Origin of the sequence: Prevotella sp. P6B4, from assembly GCF_000619985.1 — a bacterium.
Taxonomy (GTDB): Bacteria; Bacteroidota; Bacteroidia; order Bacteroidales; family Bacteroidaceae; genus Prevotella.
In genome coordinates, this window is sequence record NZ_JHVE01000017.1 from 14,424 (window position 1) to 37,845 (window position 23,422).

20 protein-coding genes are annotated in these 23,422 nt (G+C 43.9%); 11 read left to right on the plus strand and 9 right to left on the minus strand.

The annotated features are described in order from the left end of the window. Position 1 precedes the first annotated feature (1 nt). Positions 2 to 1,015: a Stealth CR1 domain-containing protein gene (locus tag T491_RS0111325; protein WP_033148493.1), complete on the plus strand. Its 1,014-nt coding sequence runs from the start codon at positions 2 to 4 to the stop codon at positions 1,013 to 1,015. 9 nt (positions 1,016 to 1,024) lie between these two features. Here the strand turns inward: T491_RS0111325 and T491_RS17165 are convergent, their stop codons facing one another. Genes T491_RS17165 through T491_RS0111350 form a run of 5 tightly spaced genes read right to left on the minus strand, consistent with a single transcriptional unit; the run spans position 1,025 to position 6,306 of the window. After that, positions 1,025 to 2,062, minus strand: a complete 1,038-nt coding sequence (locus tag T491_RS17165; protein ID WP_197018863.1) for a glycosyltransferase family 2 protein — start codon at positions 2,060 to 2,062, stop codon at positions 1,025 to 1,027. Between the two features lie 10 nt (positions 2,063 to 2,072). Next, positions 2,073 to 3,206, minus strand: a complete 1,134-nt coding sequence (locus T491_RS0111335; RefSeq protein ID WP_028903992.1) for a glycosyltransferase — start codon at positions 3,204 to 3,206, stop codon at positions 2,073 to 2,075. Then, positions 3,203 to 4,066 carry a glycosyltransferase family A protein gene (locus T491_RS0111340; protein ID WP_028903993.1) on the minus strand — a complete coding sequence of 288 codons (864 nt, stop codon included), beginning with the start codon at positions 4,064 to 4,066 and terminating at the stop codon, positions 3,203 to 3,205. The genes T491_RS0111335 and T491_RS0111340 overlap by 4 nt, the downstream gene beginning before the upstream one ends. 58 nt (positions 4,067 to 4,124) lie before the next feature. Beyond that, entirely contained in the window at positions 4,125 to 5,153 is a 1,029-nt protein-coding gene (locus T491_RS0111345; protein ID WP_081773357.1) for a glycosyltransferase family 2 protein, read from the minus strand. Further along, positions 5,140 to 6,306, minus strand: coding sequence for a glycosyltransferase family 4 protein (locus tag T491_RS0111350; protein WP_028903995.1), 1,167 nt, complete (start codon positions 6,304 to 6,306; stop codon positions 5,140 to 5,142). Before T491_RS0111350 ends, T491_RS0111345 begins: the two co-directional genes overlap by 14 nt. 125 nt (positions 6,307 to 6,431) lie before the next feature. Here T491_RS0111350 and T491_RS0111355 point away from each other — a divergent pair, with 125 nt between their 5' ends. The 5 genes from T491_RS0111355 (at position 6,432) to T491_RS0111375 (ending at position 11,703) form a co-directional block, all read left to right on the plus strand. Continuing rightward, positions 6,432 to 7,547, plus strand: coding sequence for a glycosyl transferase (locus tag T491_RS0111355; RefSeq protein ID WP_036916005.1), 1,116 nt, complete (start codon positions 6,432 to 6,434; stop codon positions 7,545 to 7,547). Further along, positions 7,544 to 8,716 (plus strand): glycosyltransferase, encoded by a 1,173-nt coding sequence (locus tag T491_RS0111360; RefSeq protein WP_028903997.1) that lies wholly within the window; start codon positions 7,544 to 7,546, stop codon positions 8,714 to 8,716. Before T491_RS0111355 ends, T491_RS0111360 begins: the two co-directional genes overlap by 4 nt. Positions 8,717 to 8,853: 137 nt before the next feature. Continuing rightward, positions 8,854 to 10,011 (plus strand): glycosyltransferase, encoded by a 1,158-nt coding sequence (locus T491_RS16405; protein WP_197018864.1) that lies wholly within the window; start codon positions 8,854 to 8,856, stop codon positions 10,009 to 10,011. Then, the gene (locus tag T491_RS0111370; RefSeq protein ID WP_028903998.1) at positions 9,974 to 10,564 is read left to right on the plus strand and encodes a DapH/DapD/GlmU-related protein; all 591 of its coding nucleotides are present in this window, start codon (positions 9,974 to 9,976) and stop codon (positions 10,562 to 10,564) included. Before T491_RS16405 ends, T491_RS0111370 begins: the two co-directional genes overlap by 38 nt. Then, a complete protein-coding gene (locus T491_RS0111375) occupies positions 10,561 to 11,703 on the plus strand; it encodes a glycosyltransferase family 1 protein (protein WP_028903999.1) in 1,143 nt (380 codons plus the stop codon). The genes T491_RS0111370 and T491_RS0111375 overlap by 4 nt, the downstream gene beginning before the upstream one ends. Here T491_RS0111375 and T491_RS16410 read toward each other — a convergent pair. From T491_RS16410 to aspS, 3 genes are all read right to left on the minus strand, one after another. After that, the gene (locus T491_RS16410; RefSeq protein WP_051523133.1) at positions 11,670 to 11,951 is read right to left on the minus strand and encodes a hypothetical protein; all 282 of its coding nucleotides are present in this window, start codon (positions 11,949 to 11,951) and stop codon (positions 11,670 to 11,672) included. The two genes, T491_RS0111375 and T491_RS16410, sit on opposite strands and share 34 nt — an antisense overlap. A 62-nt stretch (positions 11,952 to 12,013) precedes the next feature. Beyond that, complete coding sequence (locus T491_RS0111385; protein WP_028904000.1) at positions 12,014 to 12,322, minus strand: winged helix-turn-helix domain-containing protein; 309 nt, start codon at positions 12,320 to 12,322, stop codon at positions 12,014 to 12,016. 168 nt (positions 12,323 to 12,490) lie between these two features. Further along, the gene (gene aspS, locus T491_RS0111390; RefSeq protein ID WP_028904001.1) at positions 12,491 to 14,272 is read right to left on the minus strand and encodes an aspartate--tRNA ligase; all 1,782 of its coding nucleotides are present in this window, start codon (positions 14,270 to 14,272) and stop codon (positions 12,491 to 12,493) included. Between the two features lie 141 nt (positions 14,273 to 14,413). Here aspS and T491_RS0111395 point away from each other — a divergent pair, with 141 nt between their 5' ends. Further along, positions 14,414 to 14,803 carry a DUF1573 domain-containing protein gene (locus T491_RS0111395; RefSeq protein WP_028904002.1) on the plus strand — a complete coding sequence of 130 codons (390 nt, stop codon included), beginning with the start codon at positions 14,414 to 14,416 and terminating at the stop codon, positions 14,801 to 14,803. Between the two features lie 35 nt (positions 14,804 to 14,838). Here the strand turns inward: T491_RS0111395 and T491_RS0111400 are convergent, their stop codons facing one another. After that, entirely contained in the window at positions 14,839 to 16,017 is a 1,179-nt protein-coding gene (locus T491_RS0111400) for a DUF3078 domain-containing protein (RefSeq protein ID WP_028904003.1), read from the minus strand. A gap of 108 nt (positions 16,018 to 16,125) precedes the next feature. Here T491_RS0111400 and yidC point away from each other — a divergent pair, with 108 nt between their 5' ends. From yidC to T491_RS0111420, 4 genes are all read left to right on the plus strand, one after another. Continuing rightward, the gene (yidC, locus tag T491_RS0111405; protein ID WP_028904004.1) at positions 16,126 to 18,015 is read left to right on the plus strand and encodes a membrane protein insertase YidC; all 1,890 of its coding nucleotides are present in this window, start codon (positions 16,126 to 16,128) and stop codon (positions 18,013 to 18,015) included. A gap of 5 nt (positions 18,016 to 18,020) precedes the next feature. Next, positions 18,021 to 20,189 (plus strand): S9 family peptidase, encoded by a 2,169-nt coding sequence (locus tag T491_RS0111410; protein ID WP_028904005.1) that lies wholly within the window; start codon positions 18,021 to 18,023, stop codon positions 20,187 to 20,189. Between the two features lie 128 nt (positions 20,190 to 20,317). Further along, positions 20,318 to 21,940, plus strand: a complete 1,623-nt coding sequence (locus T491_RS0111415) for an MFS transporter (RefSeq protein WP_028904006.1) — start codon at positions 20,318 to 20,320, stop codon at positions 21,938 to 21,940. A 2-nt stretch (positions 21,941 to 21,942) separates the two neighbouring features. Next, a complete protein-coding gene (locus T491_RS0111420; protein WP_028904007.1) occupies positions 21,943 to 23,406 on the plus strand; it encodes a DUF1846 domain-containing protein in 1,464 nt (487 codons plus the stop codon). Positions 23,407 to 23,422: the final 16 nt, after the last annotated feature.

Here is a 23,422-nt window from a genome sequence, read left to right on the forward strand (position 1 = left end):
TATGGAACACAAAATTGATTTCGTTGTATTATGGTTAGATTCTAACGACCCGGCATGGCAACAATCGTATGCTAAGTATAAAACTGGGACAAAAGGGCACATTGAATGGGCTCGCTTTAGAGACACGAATGTTTTTAACTATTGGTTCCGAGCCGTGGAAACGTATGCGCCATGGGTAAATAAGGTATATCTGGTGACAAACGGCAAGTTCCCCACATGGATTAATGCGAATAACCCCAAATTAGTTTTGGTAAAGCACAGCGACTACATACCAGAAGAATATCTCCCAACTTTTAATGCATACACCATCGAATTGTTTATACATCGCATCAAAGGACTATCAGAACATTTCGTATTCTTTAACGACGACATGATGCTCAACGCTCCTGTTGAACAAGATTATTTCTTCAAGAAGGGTTTACCTTGCGACAGGAATAAGGAGACCTATCTGAATGTACCCATCTACACAAAGGAAGATAAGTTTGGCATTAATATCACCATGCTAACAGATATCGGCATCTTGAATAGTAACTTTAACAGATGGCAAGTCGTCAAGCAGTCGCCCAAACGATGGTTTGGACCGCATCTCGGATTGAAAGGGCTTATTACAAGTGCTTTGCTTTCTAAACAGAGACTGTTCACAGGATTCTCCAACTATCATCTTGAGCAGGCATACCTGAAATCAAGCATAGAAGAAGTTTGGGAAAAGAACACTGATTTCTTGTTTGCCAGTTGTACAAGATTTCGCGAAGACGTAAGTGCTAATCAATATCTATTCCGCTATTGGCAATTCGCCACTAACCGATTCTATCCTACCAAACGTGATGGGCTCTACTTTATGGTAAAAAAGAATAGTTTAAAAGCTATTGAACAGGCTTTATTGGGCTGCAAAAGTAAGTCCATCTGTTTGAATGACACACCATTATGCACAGAAGATGATTATGAATGGGTAAGTCAAGAACTCAAACGTATTTTTGATCAGAAATTCCCCCAGAAATCATCGTTCGAATTATAAACAGACGGCTTAAATCCATCTCATAAGTTTCCCCACCACATAGCAAGAGAAAACTGAGATTGATGGTGGCAACTTACTAATCGAGAAAAACAATATATGGAATCCTCTATATCGTTTAAAACGAAGAATCTCGTGAAATGTTGCGGGATGCCTTAGCTCTTCCCGTATTTCTTTGTCAGACAATGGCTCCGTAAAACGTTTGCGATGGCGCAAAGCTACACACACTGCACGGAATTTATGTTTGATAACCCTGGCGCAATGAACGTCATAGAAAGTACGCCCTCTCAATCGAGCGCAATGATCAGTCATCACAGCATCAGCTCGGAAACGCTCCCGAATTTCTTTGGTTGGGATATGTGTTCTAGCCATATTACCCATGATAGATCCAGGACGACTCACATAATTGTATGTGACAACAGGTAATATCACTGCACGCTCTATCTCTGAATAGAAATCAGAGAGGAACACGGCATCCTCGTCCTTCCTCGCAGAAAAGCGGAAGTTGCCTTTCCTAAGAAAATCAAGCCTAAACAAAATATTCCACACGTTAATTCCTACATGCCAACGAAGATCTTGACAGACATAATTCGCAAAGGCATCTTTATCAAAAAAAGACTCTCTTTTTGTATATGTAAATGTAGGTAATTCTTTTAAGGATTCGTAATCAACACGCCTACATGAAGCGAAAACTGCATCTGTTCGATTTTCTTCAGCAACATCTAGCAGAGTTTCTATCGCATCCAATTCAATAAAGTCGTCGGAATCAATAAAATACAGATATTTTCCTTGAGCTTGATCAATAATTGTATTTCTTGCTCCACCAATACCAATATTCTGAGGATGACGAATAATACGAATACGGTCTCCTTGGGGATGGGATTTTGCATAATCAGCAACAATACCCATGGAATTATCAGTACCTAAATCATCAACAATCAGGATTTCTAAGTTCGTATAGGTCTGATTCAGAACTGAACACAAACACTTTTCAACATACGGTTCCACATTATACACAGGTATACCAATCGTAACAAGTGGATTATTCATTCTATCATTACTACGAGTATCTATCATGATTCAATATCTTTTTAAACAAACTATCCCACACTGGCATAATAACAGAAGTATCAAAACGACGGGCTGATTGTGCCCCAGATTCTCCCATTTTCTTACGCAATGCCATATCGTCAATCAACATACAGACTTTTTCTGCAAAAGACCTACAGTCTCGCCCTTTCACCAAAAAACCATCTACCCCATCTGTAATAATATCAGCAGGTCCATAAGGGCAATCAAATGCCACAACAGGCAAACCGCAGCTCATCGCTTCTGGAAGAACCAATCCAAACGGTTCGTATTTGGATGTCAACAGGAAAATAGAATTCTCCTTATAACGTTCTATTATTTCCGCAGATGGTTCATGAACAACGATATTTGTTCCACTACTATTTATTTCTGTTATTCTTTTGACTTTCTCAACTCCGTATCCACCATAAATATGTAGTTTCCAGTCAGGATATTGTTCATGTACAACAGACCAAATACGTAACAGACTACCAATATCCTTTTGGCCAGAAAAACGTCCTACAAATATAGCAGATTTTGCAGAACAATCACTTATTACATTACTCGGATTCAGAGAAACCACATTAGGTATAACACAAACATGAGACGAATACTTACGCCATTCGGCAGCATCACCTTCAGTAAGAGCCACCACCATAGCTGTCTGTTTAACGAAGTGTTTCATATACCTCATGTAAAGTCTACGACAGATACCATCGTGCTCAAAAGACTCACATAAGCATGAAGAATGTGACTCGAACACCAGTGGAATAAGTCCTTTAACTAACAATAAACTATACACATACTCCAAAGAGGTACAAATAATAATATCCGGTGAGAACACTTTAATTCTTTCGGATAGCCGATGACGAAACAAACAATTCAGCTGATGTTTCTTTAGCCATCGGTTCCATCCCACAAAACGATACTGCTGATAGAAAAGAATATTCAAATCATCATACTGCACACTTGAATGCAACGGAAAACAAAGAGGCTCTTTACCTTGATTAACTGTCAACACGCACACTTCATAGCCGTGTTCTGCCAACCAATTAACCTTTTGAGTTAACACCCGCTCTATACCTCCATAGATTGCCAATGCATCAGTAACGTACAATAGTCTCATCGCGATGTCTTTGGTTTTACGAGATTATCGTCACTATCCTCATAATGATCTTTCTTGAAAAAGATTCGGGTAATTCCTTTACTCTGGATCTTTACATGCTGTACGAAACTCTGCCACATGGATTGATTGCCAATGGTGCCATAGCCCGTTATCGCACGGCAACGACTATCGCGAACGAACTTGATCTTTCCGTATTTCTTTAATGACAAAGCCATCGATCCGTCTTCACCACGGATAATATCCACTCTATATTCTTCCTGGCGACCATAGTCAGCATTATAGGCAAAGACCAATCCACGGACACTCAACTCCGGACGTTTAAAATGCTGTACCCAAAGAAACAGGTCACGGCACATTTCGAATAGTTTCAGTCCCAATTTACTATGATTCGCATCGGGAAAATAGCTCCAAGTAGCAGAAACGGCAACAACTCCTGGTTTCATCAGCTGGTCGAGCATCAACTCATAATACATTGGCGGATAAAGCGTATCACTATCTACATCGAAGTAATACTTTCCTCGTGAATGCTGTAATCCACATCGACGAGCATAACCACACGAGTGTTGGTATTCGGTATAATAAGGAATACCTGATTTTTCGTATATCTCTGCGGTACGGTCTTTAGAGTCGTTATCAACACCGATAATCTCAACGGGATATTTACATTTTATCTCACTGATAGCCCACAAACAAGCCTGCAAATGAGTTTCTTCATTATAACCTATAACAACAATCGAAGCAATAGGGTGATCACTCTGCAAGGCCGCCAAACGTTGACGAGTGCCTTCAATGATGTCATGAGGAACCTCACTAAACGGTTTCCCATAAATGCTCAGATATTTATCGTACCAATTGGACATAAGCTTCATATCTATATTTGTTGGCGAAGATAAGCATTTTCTGACAAACAACCAAATTTTATATCAACTTTTTCAGTTTTCCAACACACCAGATAACACGGACGCACCAAAAAACAGGCAATTTAGATAAAACGAACAATATAGTATTCTTAGCATGAGACTGACGGAATTTACAGACTTGACGAAAACTTGCTGGATGTTTCATCAAAGACTTGATTTCCCAATCCTCGACATATGGAGCAATAGCTTTCCTACGTTTAAGAATATTGCAGGCTATGTAGAAATCTGTCATAACAATATTACAACACCTATTAGGAAAGTACACTTTGTCTACTAAACGAGTAGATGTTCTTTTGAGATAGTCGACAGCTCGGACATTCTGCCATACTTCATGCTTCGATATGGTTTCGCGATACTGATAATGAGAAAGTGAATGAGGCCTACAGATGTAACTATATGTGATATCAGACAACATAACTGCACGTGAAATATAGGTTACCAGATCGAAAGTGAATACCATATCTTCCCAATAGTCTGTTTCAATAAAACGCAGATGATTTTCACGAAGAATGTCTATCTTTATCAGATAATTACATGCAGAAGCCTGGATTCCAGCATATTTGCGATAAGCAAAGGCAGCCAACTCATCTTTATGAGTAAAATGAACGTCAGGATACTGATAAAGTTTCTTATGACCTGACAATTCTACCTTCTCATAAGAACCGAAGACCATTTCGGCATCATACGAACGTACCTGAGACATCAATAGTTCAATCGTCTTCTCTGCTATGACATCATCAGAATCCATGAAATACAGGAAACAGCCTTTGGCATGGTCGATGATTTGATTTCGAGAGGCAGAAACACCTTGATTCTCTTGATGACATATCAAATGTATGTCATTTCCTCTTGGGTGTGTACACCTAATCTGTTGAATAATTTCCAAAGAACCATCGCCACCAGCATCATCTACTACCAGGATCTCTATAGACGGATATGTTTGAGCAAGTGCAGATTCCAAAGACCTGCGGACAAAATCAGCAGACTTGTAAACTGGAATACCTATCGTTACATCATACCCCATCATTTTGCATCAATTCTTCAAATAATTGCTGCCATTGTTTCCCAACAGTGTCTATATCATATCGCATAGACATTTGCTTTCCATTCTCGCCCATCTTTTGACGTAAGTTTTCATCACTAATCAATCGCAACAACGACTCTGCATACGTTTCGACATCGAATGGTGGAATCAGGAATCCATTTTCGCCATCGGAAATGATCGAACGGGGGCCATTCTCACAATCAAAAGAAATGACAGGCAAACCACATGCCATAGCCTCAACAATGACCAAGCCAAAGCCTTCGGTCCTCGATGGCTGAACCAGAATTGAACTTTTCAGATATTCGGTTTCAACATCAACAATACTACTATTGAGATGACAACGTTTCTTATCAATCGATAGTTCGTCCATCAATTTTACGTATGGAGTCGGATCCCCCATAGCAAAGACATCGAGCTGCCAATCACTACATTTTTTTTCAACAATCGACCATATTCTCAACAGAAGGTCATACCCTTTTTCATAAGAGTAGCGCCCAACAGTTATAACACGCTTAGACGTTAAAGAACTGGAATTCCGGACTCTAATAGCTAAAGGATCTGGAATCATTCGAATATTCGTCAATTCAGGCCACTCAGATACAGCATCATCTGTTAATACCACGAGTTTATCCAATCGCATAAGACTCGAAACAACTCTATCTTTCCACCACCTGAAAAATGACAACTCAAAAAAATTGGAGTAACGATTATCTACACCTCGGTAATTACTTCTACTCAGATGCTGTTCACCAATCTTTTTACTACCATCGTTAATATCGGTGATAAAGTTGATTTCCCTACGTAAAGTTGTTATTGTGATGTCAGGACGAATCCTTAACAGCTCTCTCCTCAGCATTTTCCTATACGCTTTCTGTTTCTTCAGATAAAGCAGTATCTTCTTTACAAATGGCACATTCCATATTTCTTCGAAGTTCAAGCCCAAATTGATAACCTTAACTCTATCCGAAAGTGGAAAGAATGAATTGCCATTTTTACCCTCTGTAACAATTATTGTCACATCATACCCCAAAACATCAGCAAAATAGTTAGCTTTCAGAGAAACGACACGTTCTGTTCCTCCGGCAGAATACAATGCAGGGGTACAGTAAACTATGGTAAACTTATCGTTTCTCATATAAAACCTTTTTCCTTTTTGGATGCAAAAGTACAAATTTAAACTGAAAAACACAAAAAAGTGCCTATAAATTTGGCTACTAATAAAAAAATAGTTAACTTAGCCGATGTTTTCAAATATAGATCATGAAGAAGGTCCTGTTTTTAATATTTCATGGGTTTGACCCCAACAATGGTATCAGCAAAAAGATATCATATCAAGTAGATGCCTTGGCTCAATGTGGAATGGAGGTTCATTTATGTTATATGGATGAAAAGGACATCAAAAGAAGGATCATTGACCAAGAAGTCATTGCTGATTATGGGAAGGGCTTTTTGAGCAAGATACGTAAACGGACAGAATTTTCTTCTATCTCCAACTATGTGAAAGAACATCATATAGATCTGGTTTACATACGTTCTAACCATAATGCCAACCTGTTCACCATTAACATGGTTAAGAAGATGAAGGCAGATGGTGCAAAAGTGGTCATGGAAATACCGACATACCCTTATGACACAGAATACGAAGCACAAGGTATAAGCCGACAGATTTTTCAAGATAGGATTTTCAGGAATCAACTTGCCAAGAATTTAGACGCCATTGTCACATTCTCTGACTATGACAAAATATTCGGCCAGCACACCATCAAGATATCTAATGGAATAGACTTTGATAGTGTCAAAATGAAGACAACCATCAACGACACCTCAAAAGAACTCAATCTCATTGGAGTTGCTGAGATACACGAATGGCATGGATTTGACAGGATTGTAAAAGGATTAGCTTATTATTATTCTAAACCACAAGAGTATATTGTAAGATTTCATGTTGTAGGCTATTTTTTCTCAACAGAAATAGAAAATGAATTCAAAAAGATTATCTCAGATAATCATATGGAGGATTATGTTATTCTCTATGGAAAAAAACATGGGGAAGAACTCGACCAGATATTTGAGAAATGTGATTTTGGTATAGGAAGTCTTGGCAGACATCGCGTAGGAATCGACAAGATCAAGACACTGAAAAATAGAGAATATGCAGCCAGAGGCATACCTTTTGTATATTCCGAAACAGATAGTGATTTTGATAAAAAGCCATATGTGCTCAAAGTTCCTGCGAATGAAACTCCAATAGAAATTAATAGTATCATTGATTTCTATAAGAGCTTGAGCCTGTCACCAGCAGAAATAAGAGATTCGATAAAGAATCTCTCGTGGGGAGAACAAATGAAAATAGTTTTGAATCGTGTATTACTATGAAAAAGATCTGTTTTGTAGTTGACAGCATTTTCAGTATAGGCGGGGTGCAAAGAGTTACAGCCGTAATTGCCAAGGAATTGGCAAAGGATTATGATGTGAGCATCGTGACCTTTGACAAGCCAGAACTGCTGGATACGACTCTTTATGGTCTAAAGGAAGCGGATATAACCTATCGATTCTTTAGCTATCCGGAAATCAGTAAGCTGAAAAGGCATATATGTAAAGTATACAGCGGTCTATATCTGAAATTACAGCCATCATGCAAATGGTGCTCTGACATGTATGCCCATAGTTCATATCCATCGGAACTGCGAAATGCTTTGCTATCAGAACTCCGACAAGGCAAGTACGATATTATTATAGGCGTACACGCTCCTCTTGCCGCCAGATTGGCAACTCTCAAGGAGCAATTGCCAAATATAAAACTGATTGGGTGGTTACACAATTCATTCGAAGCTCTATTTGGTGAGAATTCCCGCTATCACATTGGTCCACGAAGACTGACTCATTATCTGTTACAATTCAGGAAATTAAATCATCTGATAGTACTCTGCCAAGACGATGCGAAGCGTTTTCAAGTATCAAACAAACAACTAAATCCCATTGTAATCTATAATCCACTGACACTGATACAGGGAGAAGTATCTAAGGGTTGTAGTAAGAGATTTCTGACCATTGGACGTTTTACGCCACTGCATAAAGGCATCGACATATTAATCGAGGCTTTCCATTTGTTCGCCCAAAAGAATAAAGACTGGCTATTAGATATAGTGGGTGAAGGCCCCGAAGAATCTGCATTTAAAGGGTTGATCACACGATATCAAATGGAGGACAGAGTCACCATCCATCCTTTTACGAACCATATTCAAACCCATTATAGCAATGCGCAGGTATATGTATTGAGTTCCAGATGGGAAGGCATGCCTTTGGTATTAGTCGAGGCTATGTCGCATGGACTACCAATCGTATCGTCAGATCTTCCGGTGAGCCAAGAGATTCTTGGTGACTTCGGACTCTATTTCAAGAATGGAGATATCGAGAATTTGGCACAGCGATTAGAGGATGCTACTCACATCGACTGGGCATCAAAATCGAAGGAAGCATTGGAAATAGCCCAACGATTTGATATTAAAAATATCATCAGGCAATGGAAAAAACTGATAGAATAGTATCATTTTTTGAGAAATAGAGCATAAAATTTGGAAAAATCCAAAATTATTTGTACTTTTGTCAACGATAATTGGATGCCTATACTTGTATGAAGAAAATTTGTTTTATTGCAGATAGTATTTTTAAATCGGGCGGTATGCAGAGAGTGACCGCGGTGATTGCTGAGGAATTGACAAAATATTATGATGTAACCATCGTAAGCTTCGAAGATCCCCAGCAAAAAAACTTAGCCATGTATAATTTAAAAGACTATCCCATCAAATTTGTCTTTACGCATTTTCCAGAACCAGGGAAATGGAAAAGCCTTTCATACAACATCTATAGCAATCTCTACAAGAACATCCTGCCCAAAACTTCAATGACTTCCGACCTGTATGCCCATAGTTCATTCCCCAGACAAAAACGAGAGGCTGTGGTAAAAGTTCTGAAGGAAGGACAATTTGACACAATCATAGCAGTCAACTCATACCTCTCCATGAGACTGGCTACCATCAAAAGAGATTTAGGTCATGTAAAGACTATCGGTTGGATTTACAATTCGTTTCAGGCCTTCTTGAGAGAGGGCTCGCCTTACTTAGGTACGGAGTTGAAGTACCATTACGGACGCCAGCTACAGAAGTTGGATGAAACCGTATTACTGTATCTGCAGGATTCGGAGATGTACTATCGAGCTTACGGTTTCTCGCCTTTTGTAATTCCGAACCCACTGACAATCAAACCAGGGGCGCCTGCAACAGGCAAAAACAAGCGCTTCTTAGCAGTAGGACGACTAACCCCCATGCACAAGGGATTCGATTTACTGATTAAGGCATTCGATAAGTTTGCCCAACAGAACCAAGACTGGTACTTGGATATCGTTGGCGACGGTCCTGAGAAGGATATGCTAAACAAAATGATTGAAAGCCGCAATCTGAACAAACGAATAAAGATTCATCCATATACAGAAAACATTCAGATGTACTATACACAAGCCAGTGTATATGTATCCAGTTCGAGATGGAAGAATTTCGGACTGGTACTGGTACAGGCAATGGCTCATGGATTGCCTGTAATTTCTTCAGACCTGCCTTCGAGCAAGGAGATTCTGGGCGATTTCGGCATGTACTTCAAGAATGGTGATGTAGATGATCTGGCTAATCAACTTGAAGCAGCCACCCGCATGGACTGGCAGGCGAAATCGGACGAGGCTATCATGATAGCCCAGCGGTTCAACGTGAGTGTGATTGTTGAACAATGGAAAACGCTGATAGAGAGTGATGGACAACGAAAGCGTAAGAGCAAAGTTCAAAAATAGCCCGAAGTTAAAGAAGTTTATCGACTGGGTGATAATGAATCAGGTGGAAACAAGACCACGCTGGTTCGTCAGACTATTGGCCCCACTCTATCAACACCGAGGAAAACACTCTGTGATTCATCGGTCGGCCCGAATGGATACACCACCCTACCGAAAATTCTCAATAGGAGATTATTCGGTCGTGGAGTCGTTTGCCTGCATCAATAATGCGGTTGGCGATGTCACCATCGGCAATCATACAAGGGTGGGACTACACAACACAATCATAGGTCCAGTGAAGATAGGCAACCATGTAAACCTGGCACAAGGAATTACAGTAACAGCCCTGAACCATAACTTCAGCAATACAAGCAAAAGAATTGATGAACAAGGAGTTAGCACCAACAACGTCATTATAGAGGATGATGTATGGATTGGAGCAAATGCTGTGATTCTACCAGGTGTAAAGATTGGCACCCACTGCGTGGTAGCAGCAGGGGCTGTTATTACCAAGGATGTTCCACCCCACTCGCTTGTAGCGGGTGTACCAGCAAAAATAATCAAACAGATATGAGAATAGGCATCGAAGCTCAACGCGTGTTCCGCCGGAACAAACATGGCATGGACTATGTGGTACTACAGGAAATCAAGGAACTGCAGAAGATTGATACCACGAACGAGTATTTCGTGTTTGTAGCCCCCGGCGTGGACAGATGTCTGAAAGATACAAAAAATGTACATATCATTGTCATCGGCGAGAGTTTCTATCCTGTATGGGAACAGATAACTCTACCTAGAGCGGCCAAGAAATACCAATTGGACATACTGCATTGCACCAGCAATACGGCTCCCATATTCTGCGATATTCCGCTTGTACTGACACTGCATGATATCATCTTCTTAGAGCCAAGAGATAAGAATAACAAGTCGCTCTATCAGAATATGGGGTGGCTGTACCGACGCATCGTTGTGCCCAAGATACTGCAGAGATGTCATCGCATCATCACAGTTTCGAACTTTGAGAAACAGAATATTATTAGCAAACTGAACATCCCCGAAAAGAGGATGGCCATGATATATAATGGTTACAATGAATGGTTTAAACCGCTAAGAGATGTAGCTGACATCTATAAATCATACATCGAAAAGCCAGGTTACTTCTTTTTCCTGGGGAATACTGACCCGAAGAAGAATACCGAACGTACGCTGATTGCCTATTCGAAATACCTCAAGGAATCGACTGTGAAGCGAAAACTGCTGATGGCAGATCTGGACAAGACCTATCTTGATGGTATCATCGAAAGGAACCATATAGAAAACATCCGCGAGCATATCGTGATGCCAGGTTATATCGTCAACGGCGACTTACCTTATATCTATCATAGCGCTTTTGCCTTCCTCTATACGTCGCTCAGAGAGAGTTTCGGCATACCACTGCTTGAAGCTATGGCCTGCGGCACGCCAGTCATCACATCCAACACCTCATCGATGCCAGAAATTGGTGGTCAAGAAGCCATACTCATCAACCCAGAGAACTCTGATGAGATAACCGAACAGATGCTACGTCTGGAAAATGATGAAGCATTCTATGAGGCACAAAAGGAAATTGGTTTGAAAAGAGCCAGTCTGTTCTCATGGCGACAGACTGCAGAACAACTACTCAAACTGTACGAAACTGTTTATAAGGAGTTACCAAATTCCAACATCAACTGACGGGCGTCGGAATTATTCTGGGTATTCAAACGGTAATACCCACGACGACCAGTGGATTCGATTAATGACTGTGGCGACTTGGAATTCTTCAGCAAGTACTGCTGGACATAAGCACGTATCTCATCCAAGTCGGGCGTATAGAAAAAACTCAAGTTCATGTTATAGACATGCTTTGACACCTGCATTACGCTGATGCCACGCTCACCCACACTGGTCAAAATACTCAATATCTGCTGATCGTACGTCATTCGGGTAAAAAAAGGTCGGTAAAAGCGATTACCGACCTTCTTTCTATCATTTGTTAAGAGGCTTATGCCAATGTAACTTTTTCACCATCATTAGCGAGCTTGCCCTCCTTGAAGAGCCAACCCAAACCAAGAAGAGTCTCCTCCTCAGAAATCTTTGCAGCCTTTGCAATCTCTTTTACGCTGAGAGCCTTTTCTGCTGCTGCAAGTGCCTGATATACATCACCTGCCTTAAAACCAATATTCTCTGCATTGATTGCGAGAACAGTCTTTGCTGCTGCCTTAGGAGCTGTAGCCTTCTTTACAGTTGTCTTTTTAGCTACGGCTGCCTTTGTCTCGGTAGCCTTCTTAGTTGTTGCTTTCTTTTCTGCCATAGTTCTAAAAAATTAATACTTATATTGAAGTTATAAACTTCTGTTAATTTTCGACTGCAAAAATACCGTTTTTATTTCAGACAACTTACTGATTTTTAGGCTTTTTTAGCAGAACGCAAACTATTCTTGATGTAGGTCAACCAACGAGCGAAGCAAGCGCAGTGAACTTTATTCACTGCCTTGCGAGGATGAGGTAGAACGCAGTTCAACCTGTAGATTCAACTCATCTAACTGTTTCTGATCCAACTCACCAGGTGCATCGAGCATTACATCGCGACCACTGTTATTCTTGGGGAACGCAATACAATCGCGGATACTATCGAGACCTGCCATCAGACTTACGAAACGATCCAGACCAAAGGCCAGACCTGCGTGAGGAGGTGCTCCATATTTGAAAGCATTAATCAAGAAACCAAACTGAGCCATCGCACGCTCTGGGGTGAAGCCCAGAATCTGGAACATCTTCTCCTGCAACTTTCCATCATGGATACGGAGTGAACCGCCACCAACCTCAACACCATTGCAAACGAAGTCGTAAGCTACGGCACGAACTTTAGCAGGATCGGTATCCAACAGAGGAATATCATCAGGATTTGGCATCGTGAATGGGTGGTGAGTAGCCATCAGGCGCTGCTCCTCATCGCTCCACTCGAACAATGGGAAATCGACAATCCACAGACAAACGAACTTATCCTTATCGCGAAGTCCAAGACGGTCACCCATCTCCAAACGGAGAGTACAGAGCTGAACTCGCGTTTTGTTAGCATTGTCACCACTCAGAATCAGCACGAGGTCGCCATCCTTGGCGCCCATTGCCTCCTTGACCTGAGCCCACACCTCTGGTGTATAGAACTTATCGATAGACGACTTAACGGTACCATCCTCATTAAACTTGACATAAACCAAGCCCTTAGCTCCCACCTGAGGACGCTTAACAAAATCAGTCAACTCATCGAGCTGCTTACGAGAATAGTTAGCACAACTTGGTACACAGATACCACCGATATAGTTAGCCTCGTTGAATACAGGGAACATGCCTGTACCCTTAAGCTGGTCCATCAGTTCGACAAACTCCATACCGAAACGCAAGTCGGGCTTATCCGAACCGAAACGGCGCATAGCCTCATGCCAAGTCATACGCTGAAGTGCAGGCAATTCGATTCCACGCACCTCTTTGAACAGATGACGAGCCAGATCCTCAAAAATCTGGAGCACATCCTCCTGATCAACAAACGACATCTCGCAGTCAATCTGAGTAAACTCAGGCTGACGGTCGGCACGCAAGTCCTCATCACGGAAGCATTTCGCTATCTGGAAATAACGGTCGAAGCCAGATACCATCAGCAACTGCTTCAAAGTCTGAGGTGACTGGGGAAGTGCATAGAACTGACCTGGGTTCATACGAGAAGGAACCACAAAGTCGCGCGCTCCCTCTGGAGTAGAACCAATGAGAATTGGAGTCTCAACCTCGATAAACTCCTTAGCATCGAGGAAGTTACGAATCAGGATAGTCATGCGGTGACGCAGCTCAAGATTCTTACGAACAGCCGCACGACGCAAATCGAGATAACGGTATTTCATACGGATATCATCACCGCCATCTGTATTATCTTCAATGGTAAAAGGAGGTGTGAGACTCTCGCTCAATACGTTCAACTCCTTTACAAGAATTTCAATATCACCAGTAGGCATCTTAGGGTTCTTACTCTGGCGCTCGCTCACTTCACCCTTGATTTGAATACAGAATTCACGACCAAGTTTGTTGGCACGCTCGCAGAGCTCTGCATTGTCAGCCTCGTTGAAAACAAGCTGAGTCAAGCCATAACGATCGCGAAGATCAACGAAGGTCATACCGCCCATCTTACGACTGCGCTGTACCCATCCGGCCAGTGTTACCACACTGCCTGCATCCTGGAGCCGAAGCTCTCCACAAGTCTTACTTCTATACATATTTAATTGCTATTTATTCATTTAAGGTGCAAAATTACATAAAAAATTGATAATAGACAAACATATTTCTTAATTCTTCGTCATTAATTCGTAATTTTATAGTAACTTTGCACTGATTTAATCATTTAAACGAATAAAAAGATGAAAAAGATTGCATTTATAGCATTGATGCTTGTTTGCGGTTTGACAGCCGCTCTGGCTCAGAAACCTGCTGAGATTAAGTTTGATAAACTGACGCATAATTTCGGCACTTTCTCAGAGAAGAGTCCTGTTGTTACTTACACATTTACCTACACCAACGTAGGCGAGCAGCCTTTGGTCATCAATCAGGCCGTAGCCAGCTGCGGCTGCACCGTACCTGAGTACACCAAGACCCCGATTCAGCCAGGCGAAAAGGGTGAAATAAAAGTAACCTATAACGGTACAGGAAAGTTCCCAGGTCACTTCAAAAAGTCAATCACCATCCGAACCAACGGAGTAGTTGAAATGACACGCCTCTATATTGAGGGAGAAATGACAGAAGCTCAATAAAACAAAAGCCCGCTTGAAGTAAGCGGGCTTTTGTTTTAGAATCCATAAGTAAATCCGATAGAACTATACTCTTTGAACTGAAGATATCCCAAGTCGCCATCCTTCGTACCCGTATCGTCGAAACGGGGGAAGAGGAACAGGTTGGCTGAGATATACTTAGATACTCGCAGAGAGAAAGTGTTTTCCCACTCGATTTCAGTACGCTTATACGACGTGAATGCATAGAGGCGTGACTTCCATGTAATCACATCGTTCATTTTCCAGCTAACATCAGCTGTCAACTGCGAACCAAAGTCAACCATAGAATGTCTACCTTCCTTCAAGCCATAGCTTGGAGCAAGCGCCAAGCGATCAACATAGCGATAGTTGACTGCAATGGGTGACATATTGACCGTACCATTCAGTTTCTTGTTCTTCGAAGCCACCTTGTAATCCATACCAAGACCGAAGTTCAGATTGAAAGGCGAAAAGAAGTCAGAGTAAGTATTATGGTCGTTAGACTTCAGACCCTGTGTAAACTGCGTGTAAGCCAGCACTTGCAAAGTGTAGTACCAGTTCTTGGCTGCCTGAAGTCCCACCTTACTGGTCAAACGGATCAGGTCTTCATTAGACTTGAACTTATGCACAGAGTCGGTACGTGAACGCAGGAAACCAAGTTTCATCTCCAACTTATTATCCCACTTCCACTTGTTCTTGTTATCGTAGTTAGCCTCCAGTGTCAGAGCACCTACCATCGAGTAGTTGCTTTCACCACCCTTATACCAGTTGCCACTCACGTAGTTCTGCATGAACTGCAGATAGCCATCACCCTTTTTAGTCCAGAAATCCGGTTTCTGAATCAGAACGGTTGTAGGCACATCATCAGGGGTGTCAATCACCGGACCTTCAACTTTCTCAACCAGCTTCACCTGATTCTTAAGTGGCTTATCCACATCCTTACGAATCTTACCCGTTTCCAGCAACTCAGTCTCTGTACTATTCACCAGATCTGGACGATTCAAGTAAATATGCATCAGCGCAGCATCGATAGCATCTGCCACAGGATCCTTACCTGCAGCATCCGACTCGAATGAAAGCGATTTGTTGGCTACGTTGTGATAAAAAGTCACAGGCGCGAACAGGCGATAAAAGCGCCCATCCAACGTATCTTTAGGCTGAGCAGCAGAGGCGCTGAGCGCACAAAAAGCTGCAAATAATAATGCTACTTTTCTCATATCAGGTGCAAAGATACAATTTTTTGGCTATAGAATGCATTCTTTTCGCATTTTTTTCGTAATTTTGCACCTTGATTTACGCGTACATTAATAAAAAAGCAAAATAAAATGAATAAAGACACTATTATCGGCTTTGTCCTCATTGCGCTGGTGCTTATCGGCTTCAGCTGGTATAACCAGCCTTCGCAGGAGGAAATAGAGGCCGCAAGAAAACAAGACAGCATTGCAACAGTGACACAGCAGAATGCCGCCAAGAAGCAGAAAGCAGAAGAGGTAGCACGTAAAGCACAGGCTGATGCAGCTGTTCAGGGTGACACAACAGCTCTTTTCTACGCATCGTTAAGCGGTAAGAACGAACCCGTTGTACTGAAGAACGACAAGGTTGAGCTGACATTCAACACAAAAGGCGGTACACTGGCTAAAGCAGTGATCAAAGGTTTCGAGAATCTGGAAGACGGTATGGGTGTGACGCTCTTCGACGAGAAGACCCAGCAGATGAACTTCATGCTGGCAGGCAAGTCGGAGAACATCATCACCAAGGACCTGTTTTTCACACCATCGAACGTCACAGACTCTACACTCACCATGACGGCTCAGGCTGGCAATGGTGGCAGCATCGAGTTCAACTACGTGCTGGGCAAAGACTATATGCTGCACTTCAGTTTGAAAGCCAACGGATTGCAGGGTATGTTTGCTCCTAACTATCAGGAGATGAACATCGAATGGAACGACCTTGTTCGTCAGCAGGAGAAAGGCTTTACTTTCGAGAACCGCTACACTTCGGTTACCTACAAGAAGGCTAACAGTGGTACTAAGAATATTGATGAGGGTTCAGAAGAGATTGACAAGGAGATTGAGGAGCAGCTCGACTGGGTGGCTTTCAAAAACCAGTTCTTCTCGGCAGCCCTTATCTCGAAGGATAACTTTGCAGCCAACTCACTGCTGACCAGCATTCCACAGCAGAAAGGCTCAGGCTATCTGAAACAGATGGGTGCCAAGCTGAAGACTACTTTCGACCCAACAGGTGCTAAGGCTACCGAGTTCGAGATGTATATCGGTCCTAACGACTTCCGCTTGATTCAAGACGTTGAGCAGCAGAGCACTTTTGGCAAGGATCTCGACCTGGAGCAGTTAGTAAACCTGGGTTGGTGGCTGGTACGCTGGATTAACCGTTGGTTCACCATCTACGTATTCGACTGGCTCACCTCATGGGGTTTCTCTATGGGTATCGTTCTGATACTGATTACCCTGCTGTTGAAGGTTATCACCTATCCTATGGTAAAGAAGAGCTACATGTCATCAGCCAAGATGCGTGTGCTGAAACCAAAACTCGACGAGGCAACCAAGCAGTACGACAAGCCTGAGGACCAGATGAAGAAACAGCAGGCCATGATGCAGCTGTACTCACAGTATGGCGTATCGCCTCTGGGTGGCTGTCTGCCAATGCTGATTCAGTTCCCAATCTGGATGGCTATGTTCTTCTTCGTGCCTAACGCTATCCAGCTGCGTCGCGAGTCATTCCTGTGGATCAGCGACCTATCAACCTACGATCCTATCATCGAATGGGGCACCAACATCTGGGGTATCGGCGACCACCTGTCGCTGACCTGCATCCTGTTCTGTGTGGCCCAGATTCTGTACTCGTATATGACCATGCGCCAGCAGAAGGATCAGATGGTTGGTCAGCAGGCTGAGCAGATGAAGATGATGCAGTGGATGATGTACCTCATGCCAGTGATGTTCTTCTTCATGTTCAATGATTACTCATCCGGTTTGAACTTCTACTACTTCATCTCATTATTCATGTCGGCTACTATCATGTGGACACTCCGCAAGACTACCAACGACGAGAAGTTGCTCGCCATTCTTGAGGCAAAATACAAGGAAAACAAAAATAATCCTCAGAAGAAGACATCTGGCTTAGCTGCCCGTCTGGAGGCTATGCAGAAGCAGGCTGAGGAACTACAGAAACAGCGTATGAACCAACAAAGGAAATAAAACTTATGAAGAGATTTAGTATTCCAGTTTTACTGATGGGACTTGCACTCTTAAGCAGTCCTGTAAAAGCAGAAGATAACGTGAAGATAGGCAAACAAAATATCAAACTGAACAGCAACCTGATGACCCCAGAGGCTCTTTGGGCTATGGGACGTGTAGGTGCAGCTGAAGCTTCGGCTGATGGTAAGCAGATTGTTTATCAGATTGGCTACTACAGCGTCAAGGCGAACAAGAGTCAGCAGAAGATTGCCATCATCAATGCCGATGGTACTGGCAACACCACACTGACCACAGGCAGCAAGAGCGAGACCGATCCTACCTGGTATCAGGGTAAGATTGCCTTTCTGAGTGGTGGACAGCTGTGGACTATGAACCCCGACGGTTCTGACCGCAAGCAGATTTCAAAGACCTCAAAGGCTATCGAGGGTTTCAAGTTCTCGCCTGATGGCAAGAAGGTTATTCTCCTTCACTCGCTCGAGTTCCATGAGATTATCAAGAAGAACCCAGACGATCTGCCAAAGGCTTCTGGCCGACTGGTAACCGACCTGATGTATCGCCACTGGGACCACTATGTGGAGTCTATTCAGCACCCCTTCGTTGCCGATGTGACTGAGGATGGTATCAAAGACGGCATCGACATTCTTGAGGGTGAGCCCTACGAGTGCCCTATGGAACCATTCGGTGGTATCGAGCAATTGGCCTGGGCACCCGACTCCAAGTCGATTGCCTATACCTGCCGCAAGAAGACTGGCTTGGAGTATTCTATCTCAACCGACTCTGATATCTATTTATATAATATAGGTACGCGCGAGACCAAGAATCTATGCAAGCCTGCTGATTATCAAGCACCCGAGGTTGACCCCACCAAGTCGCTGAAGTACCAGAGTGTGAATGCCAAGGAGAACCTGAAGAACAACGTGGGTTACGACCAGAATCCCAAGTTCTCACCTGATGGCAAGTACGTAGCTTGGACATCGATGGAACACGATGGCTATGAGTCAGATCGTAACCGTCTGTGCGTTTACAACTTAGCTACTGGCGAGAAGAAATACGTAACAGAGAGCTTCGACTCAGGCGTTGACGATTTCGTATGGAGCGATTCTAAGGACGTGATGATCTACTTCATCGGTGTCTGGCACGCTACCGTTAACCTCTACGCCATTAATTGGAAGGGGGAGCTGAAGCAGTTGACTAATACTTGGGATGACTTCGGTCAGATTCACCTGATGAACAACGGCAAGCAACTGTTGATGGAGCGCCATAACTACACATCGCCTGCCGACCTGTATATCGTAACTCCGAATTTCAAGAAGCCTGAGAAGACACTGACCACTCAGCTTACTTTCGAGAACAAGCATATTCTGGACCAGTTGGCCAAGCCAACCGTTCAGCAGCGTTGGGTGAAGACTACAGATGGCAAGGAGATGCTTACCTGGATTATCCTACCTCCCAACTTCGACGAGACTAAGAAGTACCCCACCCTGCTGTTCTGCGAGGGCGGTCCTCAGAGTCCTGTTTCGCAGTTCTGGAGCTATCGCTGGAACTTCATGATCATGGCCTCTCAAGGCTATGTAGTTGTAGCCCCTAACCGTCGCGGATTGCCTGGATTCGGTCAGGAATGGCTAGAGGAAATTTCTGGCGACTGGACTGGTCAGTGCATCAACGACTATCTATCGGCTATCGACGATGCAGCCAATAACCTGCCATACGTAGATAAGGATCATCTGGGTGCCGTAGGTGCATCGTTCGGTGGTTTCTCTGTTTACTATCTCGCAGGTCATCACGACAAGCGTTTCAAGGCCTTCATCTCCCACGATGGTGCCTTCAATCTGGCAGCCATGTATCTGGAGACAGAGGAGAACTGGTTCTCTAACTGGGAGTACGACGAGGCTTACTGGCACCGTCCACAGCTGCCCAACGCCAAGAAGACCTACCACAACTCTCCACATAAGTTCGTAGAGAAGTGGGATACCCCAATCCTCGTCATCCACGGCGAGAAGGACTATCGCATCAATGCCACTCAGGGTATGGCAGCCTTCAATGCAGCCCGCATGAAGGGACTCCCTGCAGAGTTACTCATCTTCCCCGATGAGAACCACTGGGTATTGAAACCACAGAACGGTGTACTGTGGCAGCGCACCTTCTTCAATTGGTTAGACCGTTGGTTGAAATAAGCAAGCCATACATTCCCACGTTGGGAACAATAGATTCCCAGTGTGGGAATAATATATTCCCAACGTGGGAATAAAACGTTCCGAATATGGGAATAAATACGAAAAAGTAATTAAATAAAGACAAGATAATGACTCAAGCAATTCAAAAGACCCTCCGCGACAGCGCTGGTATGCGCTGGACCGCGCTTTTACTTCTGGCACTCGCTATGTTCTGTGCCTATATCTTTATGGACATCCTCTCACCTATCAAAGACCTGATGCAGGAGACCCGTGGTTGGGACTCTACCGCATTCGGTACCATGCAGGGTTCTGAGGTATTCCTCAACGTGTTCGTGTTCTTCCTCATCTTCGCAGGTATCATCCTCGACAAGATGGGCGTTCGTTTCACCGCTGTGCTTTCAGCTGCTGTGATGGTGGTTGGTGCCTGTGTAAAGTGGTATGCCGTAAGCGAAAGCTTTATCGGAACCGGACTCGAGACTTGGTTTAATAACAACCTGAATTATATTCCAGGATTCGACGAACTCGGTGTATCGCCATTCTATGCCGGCATGCCTGCATCAGCCAAGTTTGCAGCTTGCGGATTCATGATCTTCGGTTGCGGCTGCGAGATGGCTGGTATCACCGTTAGCCGTGGTATCGTAAAATGGTTCAAAGGCCGTGAGATGGCGCTCGCTATGGGTTCAGAGATGGCACTCGCCCGTCTGGGTGTAGCCACCTGTATGATCTTCTCACCATTCTTTGCCCGTCTGGGTGGTGAGGTGTCAGTCAGCCGTTCAGTAGCCTTCGGAGTGGTACTGATGTGTATCGCACTCATCATGACCATCGTTTACTTCTTCATGGACCAGAAGCTGGATGCACAGACTGGCGAGGCTGAGGAGAAGGACGATCCTTTCAAGATTTCTGACCTGGGTAAGATCCTGACCGATACAGGTTTCTGGATTGTAGCCCTGCTCTGTGTACTGTACTATTCAGCAATCTTCCCCTTCCAGAAGTATGCTGTAAACATGTTGCAGTGTAATCTCACACTGACTGCTCCTGATGCTGATTCGTTCTGGGCACATCCCGATGTTACCATCGTTCAGTATATCATCATGCTGATTGTGGCTGCTGCTGGTTTCGCTTCAAACTTCCAGAAGAAAGCCAACCTGAAGTACGGTCTGCTGGGCCTGTCAATCATTGCACTTATTACCTACTGCTATATGGGCTTCATGCGCCAGTCGGCCGAGAGTATCTTCGCTGTATTCCCACTGCTGGCAGTGCTCATCACTCCTATCCTTGGTAGCTATCTCGACCATCACGGTAAGGCAGCTACTATGCTGGTATTAGGTTCTATCCTGCTGATTGCCTGTCACCTCACCTTCGCCTTCGTACTGCCTATGTTCAAGGGCAATGCTGTGGGTGGTATCATCATTGCCTACACCACCATCCTGGTACTGGGCGCTTCGTTCTCATTGGTACCCGCCAGCCTTTGGCCTTCAGTACCCAAGTTGGTTGATGCCAAGGTGATCGGTTCGGCCTACGCTCTGATTTTCTGGATTCAGAATATAGGTCTGTGGCTGTTCCCACTGCTCATCGGCAAGGTGCTCGACGCCACCAACCCCAATGTCACCGATCCTACTCAGTTCGATTACACCGCTCCGCTGGTTATGCTGGCATCACTCGGTGTGGCAGCTCTCATCCTGGGCTTCGTACTGAAGGTAGTAGATAAGAAGAAAGGTATTGGTCTTGAACTTCCAAACATCACAGAATAATTATGAAAATCGGTTTCGACAACGACAAGTATCTCAAGATTCAGTCTGAGCATATCAAGGAGCGCATTGCTCAGTTCGATGGCAAGCTTTATATGGAGTTAGGTGGTAAGCTCTTCGATGACCACCATGCATCACGTGTTCTGCCTGGTTTCAAGCCTGACTCAAAACTCCGCATGTTAGGTCAGCTACGTGACAGCATCGAAATTGTCATTGTAGTCAGCGCTGAAGATATCGAGAAGAACAAGGTTCGTGCCGACCTCGGCATCACCTACGACGAGGATGTGCTACGCTTGCGCGACGAATTCATGGGACGTAACTTCATGGTAGGTAGCGTTGTAATCACCCATTACAATGGTCAGCATGCTGCCGACCAGTTCCGTCATCGTCTGGAGCGTGAAGGTATCAAATCGTATATCCACTACCCCATCGACGGCTATCCCCACAACGTGGAGCTGATTGCAAGCGACGAAGGTTTCGGCAAGAATGATTACGTAGAGACCTCACGTCCACTCGTTATTGTAACAGCTCCTGGTCCTGGTAGCGGTAAGATGGCTACCTGCCTGAGCCAGCTCTACAACGAAAACAAGCGCGGCATCCGTGCCGGATATGCTAAGTTCGAGACCTTCCCCGTATGGAATCTGCCTTTGAAGCACCCTGTAAACATCGCCTACGAGGCAGCTACTGCCGACCTGAACGATGTGAACATGATTGACCCCTTCCATCTGGAGGCATACAACAAGACTGCAGTAAACTACAATCGCGACATCGAGATCTTCCCCGTATTGAATGCACTCTTCGAGGGAATCTATGGTGAGAACCCATACAAGTCGCCTACAGATATGGGCGTAAATATGATTGGATTCTGCATCAGCGATGATGAGGTATGCTGTAAAGCATCAAAAGATGAGATTATCCGCAGATTCTACGATGCCACCAACAAGATGGCCGACGGTGCCGACAACGAGAGCGAAGTAAACAAGATACGTATGCTCTTCAATCAGGCTAAGATTACAACCGCCTTCCGTCCTGTTACAACAGCTGCTTACGAGAAGAAGATCGAAACCGGTCAGCAAGCAGCTGCTATCGAACTTGAAGATGGCACCATCATCACAGCCAAGTCAACACCATTGCTGGGATGCAGTGCTGCTCTGCTCATCAATGCTATGAAACATCTGGCAGAAATCGACCACGAGGCAAAACTGATTCCACAGAGTCTGATTGAACCCGTTCAGAAGACTAAGATAGAATACCTGGGTGGTAAGAACCCACGTCTGCATACCGACGAGGTGCTTGTGGCCCTGAGTGTACTCTCTAACGACGACGATAATTGCCGTAAAGCTCTTGAGCAGTTGCCAAAGCTGCGCGGCTGTCAGGTTCACACCACAGTTATGCTGAGCGAGGTAGACCGCAAGATCTTCAAGAAACTCGGTTGTGGTTTGACTTGCGATCCGGTAAAAAAGAAGTGATTAGTGTTTTGTGAAT

Coding starts and splice junctions, on each gene's coding strand:
- T491_RS0111325 (WP_033148493.1), top strand. CDS start 2: ATGGAACACAAAATTGATTTCGTTGTATTATGGTTAGATTCTAACGAC.
- T491_RS17165 (WP_197018863.1), bottom strand. CDS start 2,062: ATGAATAATCCACTTGTTACGATTGGTATACCTGTGTATAATGTGGAA.
- T491_RS0111335 (WP_028903992.1), bottom strand. CDS start 3,206: ATGAGACTATTGTACGTTACTGATGCATTGGCAATCTATGGAGGTATA.
- T491_RS0111340 (WP_028903993.1), bottom strand. CDS start 4,066: ATGTCCAATTGGTACGATAAATATCTGAGCATTTATGGGAAACCGTTT.
- T491_RS0111345 (WP_081773357.1), bottom strand. CDS start 5,153: ATGATGGGGTATGATGTAACGATAGGTATTCCAGTTTACAAGTCTGCT.
- T491_RS0111350 (WP_028903995.1), bottom strand. CDS start 6,306: ATGAGAAACGATAAGTTTACCATAGTTTACTGTACCCCTGCATTGTAT.
- T491_RS0111355 (WP_036916005.1), top strand. CDS start 6,432: ATGAAGAAGGTCCTGTTTTTAATATTTCATGGGTTTGACCCCAACAAT.
- T491_RS0111360 (WP_028903997.1), top strand. CDS start 7,544: ATGAAAAAGATCTGTTTTGTAGTTGACAGCATTTTCAGTATAGGCGGG.
- T491_RS16405 (WP_197018864.1), top strand. CDS start 8,854: ATGCAGAGAGTGACCGCGGTGATTGCTGAGGAATTGACAAAATATTAT.
- T491_RS0111370 (WP_028903998.1), top strand. CDS start 9,974: ATGGACAACGAAAGCGTAAGAGCAAAGTTCAAAAATAGCCCGAAGTTA.
- T491_RS0111375 (WP_028903999.1), top strand. CDS start 10,561: ATGAGAATAGGCATCGAAGCTCAACGCGTGTTCCGCCGGAACAAACAT.
- T491_RS16410 (WP_051523133.1), bottom strand. CDS start 11,951: ATGACGTACGATCAGCAGATATTGAGTATTTTGACCAGTGTGGGTGAG.
- T491_RS0111385 (WP_028904000.1), bottom strand. CDS start 12,322: ATGGCAGAAAAGAAAGCAACAACTAAGAAGGCTACCGAGACAAAGGCA.
- aspS (WP_028904001.1), bottom strand. CDS start 14,272: ATGTATAGAAGTAAGACTTGTGGAGAGCTTCGGCTCCAGGATGCAGGC.
- T491_RS0111395 (WP_028904002.1), top strand. CDS start 14,414: ATGAAAAAGATTGCATTTATAGCATTGATGCTTGTTTGCGGTTTGACA.
- T491_RS0111400 (WP_028904003.1), bottom strand. CDS start 16,017: ATGAGAAAAGTAGCATTATTATTTGCAGCTTTTTGTGCGCTCAGCGCC.
- yidC (WP_028904004.1), top strand. CDS start 16,126: ATGAATAAAGACACTATTATCGGCTTTGTCCTCATTGCGCTGGTGCTT.
- T491_RS0111410 (WP_028904005.1), top strand. CDS start 18,021: ATGAAGAGATTTAGTATTCCAGTTTTACTGATGGGACTTGCACTCTTA.
- T491_RS0111415 (WP_028904006.1), top strand. CDS start 20,318: ATGACTCAAGCAATTCAAAAGACCCTCCGCGACAGCGCTGGTATGCGC.
- T491_RS0111420 (WP_028904007.1), top strand. CDS start 21,943: ATGAAAATCGGTTTCGACAACGACAAGTATCTCAAGATTCAGTCTGAG.